This window comes from Azospirillum sp. INR13 (genome assembly GCF_015390205.1).
Lineage (GTDB): Bacteria > Pseudomonadota > Alphaproteobacteria > Azospirillales > Azospirillaceae > Azospirillum.
On the sequence record NZ_VUOI01000004.1, the window covers coordinates 188,017 to 199,797 of the forward strand.

11 protein-coding genes and 1 pseudogene are annotated in these 11,781 nt (G+C 70.0%); 5 read left to right on the forward strand and 7 right to left on the reverse strand.

Annotated elements, in window-relative coordinates; genetic code table 11:
• Positions 1 to 2: 2 nt before the first annotated feature.
• The 3 genes from pspB (at position 3) to F1643_RS05450 (ending at position 2,000) form a co-directional block, all read left to right on the forward strand.
• Positions 3 to 230: an envelope stress response membrane protein PspB gene (gene pspB / locus F1643_RS05440; protein ID WP_014246714.1), complete on the forward strand. Its 228-nt coding sequence runs from the start codon at positions 3 to 5 to the stop codon at positions 228 to 230.
• 237 nt (positions 231 to 467) lie between these two features.
• A complete protein-coding gene (pspC, locus tag F1643_RS05445; RefSeq protein ID WP_014246715.1) occupies positions 468 to 869 on the forward strand; it encodes an envelope stress response membrane protein PspC in 402 nt (133 codons plus the stop codon).
• Positions 870 to 923: 54 nt separating this feature from the next.
• Complete coding sequence (locus tag F1643_RS05450) at positions 924 to 2,000, forward strand: alpha/beta fold hydrolase (protein WP_194911557.1); 1,077 nt, start codon at positions 924 to 926, stop codon at positions 1,998 to 2,000.
• Positions 2,001 to 2,042: 42 nt separating this feature from the next.
• Here the strand turns inward: F1643_RS05450 and F1643_RS22360 are convergent, their stop codons facing one another.
• Positions 2,043 to 2,171 (reverse strand): hypothetical protein, encoded by a 129-nt coding sequence (locus F1643_RS22360; RefSeq protein ID WP_014246717.1) that lies wholly within the window; start codon positions 2,169 to 2,171, stop codon positions 2,043 to 2,045.
• A 269-nt stretch (positions 2,172 to 2,440) separates the two neighbouring features.
• Here F1643_RS22360 and F1643_RS05455 point away from each other — a divergent pair, with 269 nt between their 5' ends.
• On the forward strand, positions 2,441 to 3,010 hold the full coding sequence (locus F1643_RS05455; RefSeq protein WP_194911558.1) for an MAPEG family protein: 570 nt from the start codon (positions 2,441 to 2,443) through the stop codon (positions 3,008 to 3,010).
• On the opposite strand, the gene F1643_RS05460 is transcribed toward F1643_RS05455, so the two are convergent.
• Both F1643_RS05460 and F1643_RS05465 read right to left on the reverse strand, forming a co-directional pair.
• Positions 2,946 to 3,899 carry a glycosyltransferase family 2 protein gene (locus F1643_RS05460; RefSeq protein WP_194911562.1) on the reverse strand — a complete coding sequence of 318 codons (954 nt, stop codon included), beginning with the start codon at positions 3,897 to 3,899 and terminating at the stop codon, positions 2,946 to 2,948. The genes F1643_RS05455 and F1643_RS05460 overlap by 65 nt on opposite strands.
• Positions 3,896 to 5,323, reverse strand: a complete 1,428-nt coding sequence (locus tag F1643_RS05465) for a hypothetical protein (RefSeq protein ID WP_194911564.1) — start codon at positions 5,321 to 5,323, stop codon at positions 3,896 to 3,898. The genes F1643_RS05460 and F1643_RS05465 overlap by 4 nt, the downstream gene beginning before the upstream one ends.
• Positions 5,324 to 5,578: 255 nt before the next feature.
• Here F1643_RS05465 and F1643_RS05470 point away from each other — a divergent pair, with 255 nt between their 5' ends.
• A complete protein-coding gene (locus tag F1643_RS05470) occupies positions 5,579 to 7,525 on the forward strand; it encodes a right-handed parallel beta-helix repeat-containing protein (RefSeq protein ID WP_194911566.1) in 1,947 nt (648 codons plus the stop codon).
• 217 nt (positions 7,526 to 7,742) lie between these two features.
• Here the strand turns inward: F1643_RS05470 and F1643_RS05475 are convergent, their stop codons facing one another.
• The 4 genes and pseudogenes from F1643_RS05475 to F1643_RS05485 all read right to left on the reverse strand — a co-directional run bounded on the left by F1643_RS05475 (position 7,743) and on the right by F1643_RS05485 (position 11,763).
• Complete coding sequence (locus F1643_RS05475) at positions 7,743 to 8,864, reverse strand: heme biosynthesis protein HemY (protein WP_370540478.1); 1,122 nt, start codon at positions 8,862 to 8,864, stop codon at positions 7,743 to 7,745.
• Between the two features lie 43 nt (positions 8,865 to 8,907).
• Positions 8,908 to 9,093 (reverse strand): annotated as a pseudogene (locus F1643_RS22365) (heme biosynthesis protein HemY); the annotation flags it as partial.
• Positions 9,090 to 10,856, reverse strand: coding sequence for a mitofilin family membrane protein (locus tag F1643_RS05480; RefSeq protein ID WP_194911568.1), 1,767 nt, complete (start codon positions 10,854 to 10,856; stop codon positions 9,090 to 9,092). The pseudogene F1643_RS22365 and the gene F1643_RS05480, both read right to left, overlap by 4 nt.
• Before the next feature lie 136 nt (positions 10,857 to 10,992).
• Positions 10,993 to 11,763 carry a uroporphyrinogen-III synthase gene (locus F1643_RS05485; protein ID WP_194911570.1) on the reverse strand — a complete coding sequence of 257 codons (771 nt, stop codon included), beginning with the start codon at positions 11,761 to 11,763 and terminating at the stop codon, positions 10,993 to 10,995.
• Positions 11,764 to 11,781: the final 18 nt, after the last annotated feature.

The following is an 11,781-nucleotide window of genomic DNA, read 5'->3' on the forward strand; positions in this document are numbered from 1 at the left end:
CCATGGGGTTCCTGGGTTTCGTCCTCGCGGTGCTGTTCATGGTGGTGGTGGCGCCGGTCTGGATCGTCTTCCACTACATCACCAAATGGCGGGCGCAGCGCGGACTCACCGCGCAGGACGAACGGCTGCTGGCCGAGTTGTGGGAGATCTCCAACCGGCTGGAGACCCGCGTCCATGCGCTGGAGCGCGTGCTGGATGCCGAGGCGCCGAACTGGCGCAACAAGGTGTGAGGGGGTGAGTGGGTGAGGTGTCGGCTGGCGATTGCCCCCTCCCTAACCCTCCCCCTCTTCGAGGGAGAGGGGACTGCCGCCGCTTCGGCAGCTACGGTCCGCCGCCAAGCATCCTACCCCCTCCACCGCGATCGGACCGGCCTTTGGCCGGCCGAGGGCGGGGGAGGGATGGGGAGGGGGCAACCGCCGCAGCACCTCCCGCCCAACCCGAAACTCTACGAAAGGAACGAGGCCGTCATGGACCGCAAGTCCTTCTACGACTCGCCGAATCCGCATCGGCTGTATCGCGATCCGCAGCGCGGGGTGCTGGGCGGGGTGTGCACGGGCGTCGCCGATTATTTCGGCGTGCAGCCGATGGTCGTCCGGCTGGCGATGCTGTTCGCCCTGTTCTTCTTCTCGGTGCCGCTGGTGATCGCCTATGTGATCGCGCTGATCGTGCTGCCGGTGCGCCCGGCGCAGCTGTATCGCGATGCCGAGGAGGAGGCGTTCTGGCGCACGGTGTCGACCAAGCCCGACCGGACGCTTGCCGGCCTGACCCAGCGCTTCCGCGACATGGAGAAGCGCATCGTCGGGATGGAGGCCTATGTCGCTTCCAAGGAGTTCGAACTGAACCGCGCGATCCGCGACCTGGATCGCTGATCCTTCCGGGCCATCGCAAGCCGGCCCGAAGCCGGCGCCTGACGGAGCATCGACATGAATCGCTTTTCCTTTTCGGTGCTCCTCGCGCTGGCCGTCGCAGCAGCGGTGGGGCAGGCGGGGCTTGCCCATGCCGAAGAACCGGCCATCGGCTTTCAAAGGCTGTCCCTGCCGGCGACGGACCGGCACCGGGCGCTGGAGGTCGCGCTCTGGTATCCGGCGGAGACTGTGGGGGAGACCACGCCGGTCGGCGACAATCCGGTATTCGTGGGCACGGCGGTCAGGGTCGGCGCGCCGCCGCAGCCGGGCCGGCATGGACTGGTGGTATTGTCGCACGGCTATGGCGGCAACTGGACCAACCAGCAATGGCTGGCTGCCGATCTGGTGGCGCAAGGCTATGTCGTCGCCGCGCCCAACCATCCCGGTTCGACCAGCCGGGACATGGCACCGCCGGGTGCCGTCATGCTGTGGAAGCGTCCCGGCGACATCAGCCGGGTCATCGACTGGCTGAACGGCGAGCCCCGCTGGTCGGGACTGCTCGTCGCTGGACAGGCCGCGGTGGTCGGGCATTCGCTCGGCGGATGGACCGCCGTTGCCCTGGCGGGCGGGCGTTTCGAACCATCGCGTCTCAAGGCCGCCTGCGATGCCCATCCGCTGATGGCGGCTTGCGGACGGGAGATCGGTGTATTGGGCGGCGATGGCCGGCCGTCGCAGGCTTGGGCAACCCTGCCTCCGGCCGCCCACACTTGGGGCGATGGGCGGATCAAGGCCGTCGTCACGCTCGATCTCGGCTTGTCGCAGGGTTTCGATCCGGAAAGCCTGTCCAGGAGCGAAGCCGCGTTCCTGGTCGTCGGGGCCGGCGCCGGCAATCCGAAAATGCCGGTCGAACTGGAATCACGCCATCTGGCCGGCGGTCTGCCGAGCGACCGGACGCGCTATGTCGAAATCGGCGATGCCGGTCATTTCAGTTTTCTGGGCGTCTGCAAGCCCGACGCCATCCCGCGGCTGGAGGCCGAGCGGCCGGGCGACGGTGTGATATGCCAGGATCGTGACGGCCGAAGCCGGGAGGCCATCCACCGTCAGGTGTCGGCCCTGGTCGTCGGCTTTCTCACGTCAACGATGCCGCCACGGTAGCCGGCGGCCGCTGCCCGGAAGAACACGAACTCGGTGCGCGGATCAGCGACGCTGACGGCGCCGGTCGCGGATGCGGATCGGAATCGGTTTGGGGGTGGGCATCGTGGCGATCAGACCGGCCAACGCCGCAGCCGTCGCCACCGCACCACCGAGCAGAACGAGATCCATCATAGGCCCTCCACCATCGAGATCCCCGCGTTCACCCACATGGTGAAGCAGATGGTTAGAACATGGTAGCGAAAAGAGAGGCTGACAACATCTCTCCCATCGGGGCAGCCCCCCACTAGACATCGCCATCGAACACCTGTCGGCCTGTCCGGGCCTTGATCCAAATCACGGGCTGGGCCGTTATTGGTCGAAGGAACAGGGTGCGGTCTTTTCCAAATGGGAAGAACCGGCGCCTTTGTCGAATCCCAGACCTGTGACGGAGCCCCGCCCCGATGTCCGACAGCAGCCTTCGCCAAGGCGCCCCCCGCAGGCGCAAATCCCTGATCCGCGGCGCCCTGATGCTGAACGGAGCGTCGATGGTGGTGACGGCGCTGCTGTTCATCCTGCTGCTGTCGCTGGTGGCGCCGCCGATGGGCGTCAACGCGCCGGGCGCGCGGATGGCGCTGTGGGCGCGGCTGGCGGTCTGGCCGGCGCTGGTGATGTTCGGCATGGTCGTCGGGGTGATGGCGATGCGCGGGCGCAGCCAGGCCTTCAATCCGGTCGAGGACCCCGAATCGCGCGGCCAGCGCGTCGCCCAGCGGGTGCTGGCCAACAGCGTGGAACAATCCGCCATCTTCCTGCCGGCGCTGGCCGCCCTGGTCGCCACCCTGCCGCAGCCCTCGCTGGCGGCGGCGGTCGTGGCGACCGGGCTGTTCGTGCTGGGGCGGCTGCTGTTCTGGGTGGGCTATCTGGTGCATCCCTTTGCGCGGGCGCCGGGCATGGCGATGACGCTGACCGTCAATCTGATCGTGCTGGGCTGGGCCGTTCTGCTGCAGCTGGGCGGGATGCAGCCGGGCGGTTGACAGCTTTTTCAGGCGGGGGCGCGCTGGCCGGGGCCGCCGTCTTCGCCAGATGCATCCAGCGGCGGTAGGCCTCCTCGCTCACCGGGTCGCGGTGCTTCAGCCCGATGCGGAGGATCTGCGGCAGGGCCAGCAGCACCTTCAGGTCGGTCATCCGCGGTCCATGGCGCAGGTTCTTCCAGCTGTTGCCGGCCCAGGCGCGCGCCAGCCGCCACGCAATCAGCGGGGAGGGGCAGCGCGCCACCTCGCGGATCAGGTCGTTGCGGTGGTTGTAGAAGCGCTCCATCCCCGGCTTGCGGCCCTTCTCGCTCTTGTCGTGGTAGACCATCACGTCCGGCAGGGCGACGACGCGATAACCGGCGCCGACCAGCCGCAGGCAGCGGTCCTTCTCCTCCCCCTGGCGATAGAGTTCCGGCATGTAGAGGCCGACCCGCTCGACAGCGCTGCGCCGCAGCAGATGGCCGCAGCCGACATACCAGGGCACATCGAAGGGAGCGGCACCCTTGGGGAAATAGACCAGCCCGTCGCGCGTCTCGATGTTGCAGGCGACGGCGGCGACCTCCGGGTTCTGTTCCAGATAGGCGACGCAACGGGCCAGCCCGTCGGGATCCTCGAACCAGCTGTCATCGTCGACCGACAGGATGCAGTCGCCGGTGGTGTTCACGAAGCCGAAGTTGCGGGCCAGGATCAGCCCGCCATTGTGCGGCTGGCGGACGTAACGGACGGTGGGAAACTCCGCCCGCATCATCGCGCCGGTGCCGTCGCTGGAGCCGTCGTCGATGACGATGATCTCCATCGGCGGGGTGGTCTGGGTCATCAGCCGGGTCAGCGCGATGCGCAGCTCCGGCCCGCGGTTGTAGGTGGCGATGACGGCGCTGACGGTCAGCGTCATGACGGCTCCCTTCCGGCAAGAGTATGGCGGCCGGCAAGATTGGGTGGCGCCACCACCGGACGCAGCGGATCGTCCTCCAGGATTCCCCAGGCCCGCAGCACGCGGGTCAGCGCGATCCACAGCAGGATCGGCAGCAGCGAGAAGAAACCGAACTTCACGATGGTGATGTTGCCGTCGCGGAACCATTGCAGGCACAGCGGCAGGAAGGCGCAGTAGAACAGCACGGCGTAGCGGTTGCGGAACCCGTCGGTCCAGAACCAGCGGTGCAGCCGCCCCAGGATCAGGCCGACAACCACCATGGTGACGACCATGCCGATCCAGCCGGCGCTCATCCAGCCGTCGCCCGGCAGTGAGGTGGTCAGGTTGTAGAAGACGCCGTAGTCGTTCAGGTCCACCCACTTCACCGGCGCGCCCACCGGCTTGCCCGGCCACAATATGCGGGGGATCGGTTCGGTGAACAGCTGCAGATACTGGGTGAACCAGGTGTAGGTGGCCGACTGTTTCGGCACCACCCACAGGATGTAGGCGAGGAAGTCGAAGTTGGCGAGATCCTGTCCGGCCAGCGCGTCGATCGCCCGGCCGCCGCCGCTGCCGCCGTTGAACCTCAGCAGGACCGAGGGCGGCGCGTCGCCGGCCAGCACGTCGCGGAAGGCGTCGCGGTTGTTGCCCAGCAGCGTGAACAGCCCCAGCACCGGAACCGCGGCCAGCGCATGCCACAGCCGGAACCATTTGGTGCGCGTGCGGTACAGCATCAGCAGCACCAGACCCAGGATGCCCATGATGATCGCCCAGCGGCCCCAGCCCAGATAGGCGCGGTAGGCGACGAAGGCGCCGAAGGGGAGGAAGGACAGCGGGTGGAACCGGCAGATCCAGATCAGCCCCAGCGTCAGCGGCAGGCCCATCGAATGGGCTTCGGCGATGTAGCCGGTGGTGTTGGTGTAGATCGGCTGGCCGGTCAGCGGATCGCGTTCCATCTGAACGTCGCCGGTGCCGTCGAAGCTGGCGCCGCCCTGGCGCTGGATCGCCGAATAGATGGCGAGCGGACCCAGCAGCGCCGCGGTGGTCAGGAAGGCCACCACGTCGACGCGGTCGAAGGTGAAGGACGGCGCCGGCTCCCCGTTCGGGGTCCAGTCGGGACGGACCATCCCGGCCCAGGTGCAGGCGGCGGCGAAGGCGACCAGCCCGACCGAGCTGACCACCAGCGTCATGACGAATTGCTGCTCGCTTGGCCAGAAGCCCATGAACAGCCAGACGTCGTTGAAATTCTGCGTGTGGACCAGGATCGGCCGCATGACGAAGACCAGGGCATGGAAGATCAGGTACAGCGTCAGCGGATGGAACATCGATGCGCTGCCGGTGCTGAGAAACACCGCGATCACCAGCACCAGCACCAGGACCTGCGCGATCAGCGCCATTTCGATCATCGGCAAACCGTCCCTGGTTGTGGGCTTCGCTTGTGGGCTCCGCCTGATCGGGACGCTCCGCGGGCAAGCGGGTACGACCGGCCGGTCAGGCTAGGATGAAAAGCCAGCCTATACGTCCCGTCCCGGCCGGGCAGGGGTGCAGAGGGCGTGGCCCCTTCGCACCCGCACACCCCCTTCGCGCTTTTGCCGGTCCGGCGGGCCTGGGTCAGTCTCCCCCTTCGGCGGAAGGTCCGTCGCAACGGAGGAGCTTTCTTCATGCCCCGTTCCCACCCCGAGTCCCGGAGCCGCGCAGCCCGCATCCTCGCGATATGCGCGCTTCTTCTGCCCGCCGCCGGATGGTCGATGGCGGCCGCGGCGGAGACGACGCTCTACGTGTCGCCCACTGGGAACGACCGCTGGTCGGGCCGCCTGTCCCAACCCTCGGCGGACGGGCGCGACGGTCCCTTCGCCACCCCGGCCCGCGCGCTGGCTGCCGCCAAGGGAGGCGGGCCGGCGACGGTGCGGCTGCATGGCGGCATCTACCGGCTGGCGGCGCCGCTGGTGGTGGACAACTCGCTGACGGGTCTGCGGCTGACGGCGGTGGAGGGCGAGCAGCCGGTTCTGTCGGGCGGCGAGGCGGTGGGCGGCGCGCAGATGGCGAACGGCCTGCTGTCGGCGCCGCTGGCGCGCGATCCGGGGCTGGACGTCTCCATCGGTGGCCCCGGCGACGGACAGCGGCTGGACGCCGCGCGCAGCGGCGACTTCGATCCCGGCGACCCGCGCAGCGGCTGGTTTCCGGGCAAGGCGGTGCAGTCCAATGCCAAGAGCAGCGGGTCCAAAAGTCAGGGGAGCAGGCGGCAGATGCAACTGCCTCCGGGCGTGCTGAAGGCCGGCTGGGCCGGGCCGGGGGTGCGGGCGCAGGCGCTGGACCGCGAACGGCTGTCCGACGATCTGCTGGGCGTGGCCTCCGCCGATCCGAACGGGCTGTTGAGCTTCGCCGCCGACGGGCAGTATCCGTACCGCGACGGCTCCACCGTGCGGCTGCTCGGCCACCCCGATTTCCTGACGCGGCCGGGCGAGTTCGCCTGGGACGCCAAAGCCAAGCGGTTGCTGGTGAAGCCGCCGACCGGTTTCGACAGCGGGCGGGCGGAGCTGGTGGTGGCGAGAACCGCCAATCTTCTCCGGCTCGACAACGTCCGCAACGTGACGGTGGAGGGGCTGACCTTCACCGACGTGCCGTGGGACGGCAGCGCCGTGCTGGCGAAGGGCGGCAGCGGCCTGCGCATCGCCGGCAACCGCTTCGCCCTGGTCGGCACCGCGGTCACGCTGGACGGCGCCACGCGCAGCGAGGTCTCGCGCAACCGGATGGAGCATCTCGGCCGCTCCGGCATCTATCTGGCGCCGGGAAGCAGCGACAACCGCATCCTCGCCAACCGCATCAGCGACGTGGGCGAGGTGCGCTTCTTCGGCGGCGGGGTGATCGCGGCGGGCATCCGCAACACGCTGATCGCCCACAACGACATCCGGCGGGCGGCACGCTACGGCATTTCGGTGAAGAACTGGAACCCGCAGACGGTGAACAGCGACAACGTCATCGAATTCAACCGCATCCGCGACACCGCGCGCCAGACCGCCGACGCCGGCGCCATCGAGATGCTGGGCCGCAGCGGCAACGACACCCGCAGCATCGTCCGCTTCAACGACATCCGCGACACCGGCGGGCTCGCCACCGACGCGCAGGGGCGCTGGCTGGTCCGCTACAAAGGGTTCGGCATCTATCTGGACGACATGACCAGCGGCGTGGCGGTGCAGGGCAACCTGCTGGAGAACACCGGAGCCGCGGCTGTCTTCCTGCATGGCGGCGACAACAACCGGGTGTCCGACAACATCTCCCTGATGACCGACCGCAAGGACCGCTTCCTGCGGCTGGAATGGGTGCCCAGCGCCGGCAGGAACGGCCTGATGCACGGCAACGTCGCCACCGGGAACGTCGTGGCCGCCCCGTCGCCGAAGGAGCAGGTCGTCGTCAGCCTGACCGGCGGCGAATACCGGGTCGAGAACACGCAATTGGAGGCGTCGGTGCCCGGCGCCGGCACGGCCGGTCTCGCCAGGGCCGCCGCGCCACCGGCCCCGAACTCCCCGACCGGGGGACGCCTGCTGGACCGGTTGCTCGCGATGAAGGAACTGCCGCTGGACCGCGTCGGGCCGGAGGGGATGCGGTGAAAGGGCTGGGACCGCGAAGATACCTTACTTGGCCGTCATCCCCGCGAAGGCGGGGATCCAGGCTTCCGGTTCAAGCACTTGCAATGGCTGGATTCCCGCCTTCGCGGGAATGACGGCCGAAAGAGGACGCCGCCACGTCTGCGAGGACCCCGAATAGAAGAAAGCGCCCTCCCCGGCAGGGAAGGGCGCTTTCTTTTTGAACTCCGGAGACTATCCCCTACACCGTCGCCGGACGGGCCAGCGCCGGGGGGATGTCGGTCGGTTCCATCACCGGGACCGAGACCGTCGGGGCCTTCCAGGTCAGGCTGTCGAAGGCGCCGCAATGGCCGCACAGCCCGCCCCAATTGTGGCTGACCGCCCCGCAGGAGTTGCAGGTCCACACCGGGTCTTCCGGCGCGTCGGCGGCCTTGGCCAGCCAGTCCTTCGCCGCATCCTCGTCATGGCGCTCGCTGCGGTCCAGCTCGGCCATCAGGCGATAGGCGCGGCGGGTCGGGCCGATCTCCATGGCGCGGTTCAGGTGCTGGCGCGCCTCGCCCCACAGCTGGGCCTCGATGGCGGCCTGGGCGACGGCGAGATGCGATTCGGCCGAATCCGGGGCCTGACGCACCAGCTTCTGGAACAGGCGGACGCGGGCCAGCGGGTCGTAGCTGGACACCAGGCTGCGGTAGATCTCCGCCAGTTCGGGATGCGGCGACTGGCGCCACGCCCGTTCCACCACCTTGGCGGCCGGTTTCGGACGGTCGGCGGCGATCTGCAGACGGGCGAGACGCACGGCGGCGGGGACGAAGCCCGGCATCATGTCGTGCGCCGCCTGGGCGTGCGACAGGGCGGAGTCGGCACGGCCGCGGCGCTCCGCCTCGAAGCTGCGCTCCAGCAGCAGGACGGCGCGGTGGCGGCGGCCCTCCTCGGTCGGGATGGCCCCGGCCTGGATCGCCTGCTGCAGCGTCCCTTCGGCGGCGGCCCAGTCACCGGCCTGCGCCTCCAGGTCATAGAGCGTGCCGAGCAGCCAGGGCGTGTTGGGCTGAAGCCCGCGCGCCTTGCGGGCGAGGTTCAGCGCCTCCACCCGGTCGCCCGACTTGATCGCCTGGGTCAGCAGCCCGCGCATGCCGAGGAAGGCCGTTTCCGGCCGCTCCAGCATCGCTTCGAAATACTGCTTGGCGGCGCGCTCGTCGCCCTGCAGCTGCGCGGCCTGGGCCGACAGCAGCATGGTCAGCGGCGGCTCGTTCAGCAGCCCGTCGGCCTTGCGCGCCATCTTGCGCGCGGTCGGCGCGTCGCCGGCGGCGATGGCGACCATGCCCTGGGTCAGGGCGCGGTAGCCGCGTTTCGCGGCGGCGGACACGGCTGTGGCGGCGGATGCGCTGCGGCGTGCGGATCAGGCCGCGGAGCAGGCGGTAGCCGAGCGCCGCGATGCCCAGCGCCGCCAGCGTGACCAGCAGGGCGACCCAGAAGGGCGCCTCGACGGCATAGCCCAGCCAATGGACGCTGACGGTGCCGGGACGGTCGGCGAGCCAGATCGCGGCGGCGATGACGACCGCGACCTTCAGAAGGAACCAGAGGGCGCGGATCATTGGGCCGTCCCCTTCCCGCCGGCGGCGGTGGTCATCAGGGCGATGGCGCGGTCGTTCAGCTGGCGGGCGGCCTGATCGGCGGCCAGACGCGCCTTGGCGTCGGTCAGCCACGGGCCGGCGGTCTGCGCGGCCGGACCCTGCAGGGTCGACAACTCCTCCACCGCCTTCGCCAGATTGCCCTCGTTCAGCGCGGCCTCGGCGCGGGCGACGACGGCGTCGCTGGTGGTGCCGACGACCCCGCCGCCTTCACGGCGGACGGTGACCAGGGTGGACAGCTTGCCCACCGCGGAGTCGATCCAGCTGTTGCCCTCGCCGCGGATGTCGGCGCGGACGATCTCGCCGGCCAGCGGCTCGAACCGGTCGGTCAGCTGGGCGCGGGTCGGGATGCCCTTGGCGGCATAGGGCGCCACGGCGTCGAGCGGCTGGGTCACGCCGGCATCGGCAATGTTGAGCGCGCGGACCGCCTGCAGATCCTGCTGGAACGGCTGGCCGCCGGACAGGGAAGAGCGCAGCTGGCCGGCGGCGAGCACCAGCGCCTGGGCGGCGGTGGCGGCGTCCTGGCGCTGCGTCACCGCCTGGTTGACGCTGGTGACCTGCTGCTTCAGCGAGTCGACCTCGCCGCGCAGTTCCTGCGCCGCCTGGGCGTTGCCGGCCGAAGCGGAGACCTTCTGCTCCAGCGAGGCGATCCGGTCGGCCAGCGCCTTCCGGGCGTCGGCGGCGCCGGTGTCGGGCTCGGGAGCCGGGCGCTTCTCCAGCGCGTCGATCCGCTCGTTCAGGGCCGCGAGGTTGGCGGCGGCGTCGCCGTTGCCACCATCGGCAGGGGCGGCGGCCGGGCGCTGCTCCAGTTTGCCGACGCGGTCGACGAGCTGCTGGATCTGGGCGCGGAGCGCCGGGTCGGCCGGGGCGGCGGCGGAAGGCTGGGTCGGGGCGGGAGCGGCCGGCGACGGCCAGCCGGGCAGGGCCGGACCCCACCAGGGCGCCGACAGGGCGGCGGCACCGACCAGCAGGGCGACCACGGACAGGGCGGTGGCGAAGCCGCTGCCGGAGCGCGGCTCGTCGATATAGGACGGCGTCGGGGCGATGGTCGGGCGGGCCGGCTCGGAATCGCTGCGGCTGTAGCCGGCGCTGCCGGACGGCGTCCAGCTGGAGGCCGTCGTCTTCGGCTCGTCGGCTGCGGTGTCCGGCTTGGCGGCGTCCGACTTGAACGGGTCGGCCTTTGCGTCTTCCGCCTTCTCCGTTTCGGATTTCGGCGTGTCGGACAGGCTGTCCGTGGCGCCGATCGGCGTGGCCGGCGGAATCAGGGCGTCGGAGGACTGCAATTCGCTCACCGGGCCGGCGGTCGTCCCAAGGCCGGACGCCGGGGCCGGCGTGTCGGCGCCGGGGATGGTGTCGGCGGGGGAGGCCGTCGGTACCGGCTCCACAATCGGATCCACCACCGGAACCGCGTCGGCGGGGGGGATGACGGCGGCCGCAGCCGCGTCGGTCGGCCGGTCTTCGCTGGGGGTGGCGGCGTCCAGGTCGGCGTCGTCCAGCTTGATGCGGTGCTTGGCGGCGGCGGTGCGCAGGTCGGCATGGCGGGCCAGCGGGATCGCGCCGCGCTTCTTCCAGCCCTGCACCGTCGTCACCGGGGTGTCCAGCTTGTGGGCCATGGGGCGGATGCCGCCGAAACGTTCGACGATGCGGTCGACCGCCGCATTGCCGGTGCTGGCGCCGTCGCCGTCACGGTCGGTGCCGGGGCGTTCGGAGCCTGGACGAGAGGTCATGGGCTGTACCTTCGGTTCGCTGTTGTTCGTCTTAACGTCACAGCCCCCTGACCGGTCCCCCTCGTCCCCCGTACGGCTGACGTATCCACCCGGAAGGATCCCGGGGTGTAAGCCGTACGGCCGGACCGCGCCGGAGTTACCCGGCGACCGGCAACAGATCGAGCAGGGCGTCCTGCTCCGGTCTGGCCGCCACCCGTACGTTTCGCCACGGCGTCACTCCCTCGTCGCCGTACGCACGGGCAGCCTCCGCGACCGCGGGGCTGAGGCAGAACGCATCGACCGTACGACAACAGTCGACCAGCCCCGCCTCGGCCAGCAGCCTAACAAAGGAAACCGCGGTACGGGGAGAGAAAAACAACACGCCGTCGAGTGCCGACGTACGCAAAAATGTCGCGGTATCGTCCGACAGGGTTAGCGCGGGTACGGCATCGTACATCACGCTGCGCCGCACCATGAAGCCGGAGCCTCCCAGCAACCCGGCAAGGTCGCCCGCCACCTTGCTCCCCGCCACATGCAGAAGCGTACCGGCGGACGGGTCGCGCAAGGACCGCACCCGGTCGGCCAGCGCGTACACGTCGCCCGACGCGCTGTCGACCTGCCCGAAGCCGGCCGCCCGCGCCGCCCGCGCCGTGGCGTCGCCGACGGCGTGCACCGGACGGTCGCGTCGGCTCGTACGTTTGGAGTAGGCGCGTACGCCGTTCGCGCTGGTGAACAGCAGGGCCTGTACGTCGGACAGGTCCGGTTCCGGACCGTCGAGCCAGACCATCGACAGCATGGGTTCGATCGCGGCGTCGAAGCCGAGCGCCTCCAGCCGGCGGACCAGCGGTTGGGCATCCTCCGCCGGACGCGTCACGAGAAGACGCGTACGGCGGGGCGGGGACGAGGGGTCGGGCTGTTTTCCCGTCATGCGGAAAACTCGGCCGGG

Bases quoted from the DNA above. Each gene is read 5' to 3' on its own strand.
- pspB (WP_014246714.1), top strand. From the start codon at position 3: ATGGGGTTCCTGGGTTTCGTCCTCGCGGTGCTGTTCATGGTGGTGGTG.
- pspC (WP_014246715.1), top strand. From the start codon at position 468: ATGGACCGCAAGTCCTTCTACGACTCGCCGAATCCGCATCGGCTGTAT.
- F1643_RS05450 (WP_194911557.1), top strand. From the start codon at position 924: ATGAATCGCTTTTCCTTTTCGGTGCTCCTCGCGCTGGCCGTCGCAGCA.
- F1643_RS22360 (WP_014246717.1), bottom strand. From the start codon at position 2,171: ATGATGGATCTCGTTCTGCTCGGTGGTGCGGTGGCGACGGCTGCGGCG.
- F1643_RS05455 (WP_194911558.1), top strand. From the start codon at position 2,441: ATGTCCGACAGCAGCCTTCGCCAAGGCGCCCCCCGCAGGCGCAAATCC.
- F1643_RS05460 (WP_194911562.1), bottom strand. From the start codon at position 3,899: ATGACGCTGACCGTCAGCGCCGTCATCGCCACCTACAACCGCGGGCCG.
- F1643_RS05465 (WP_194911564.1), bottom strand. From the start codon at position 5,323: ATGATCGAAATGGCGCTGATCGCGCAGGTCCTGGTGCTGGTGCTGGTG.
- F1643_RS05470 (WP_194911566.1), top strand. From the start codon at position 5,579: ATGCCCCGTTCCCACCCCGAGTCCCGGAGCCGCGCAGCCCGCATCCTC.
- F1643_RS05480 (WP_194911568.1), bottom strand. From the start codon at position 10,856: ATGACCTCTCGTCCAGGCTCCGAACGCCCCGGCACCGACCGTGACGGC.
- F1643_RS05485 (WP_194911570.1), bottom strand. From the start codon at position 11,763: ATGACGGGAAAACAGCCCGACCCCTCGTCCCCGCCCCGCCGTACGCGT.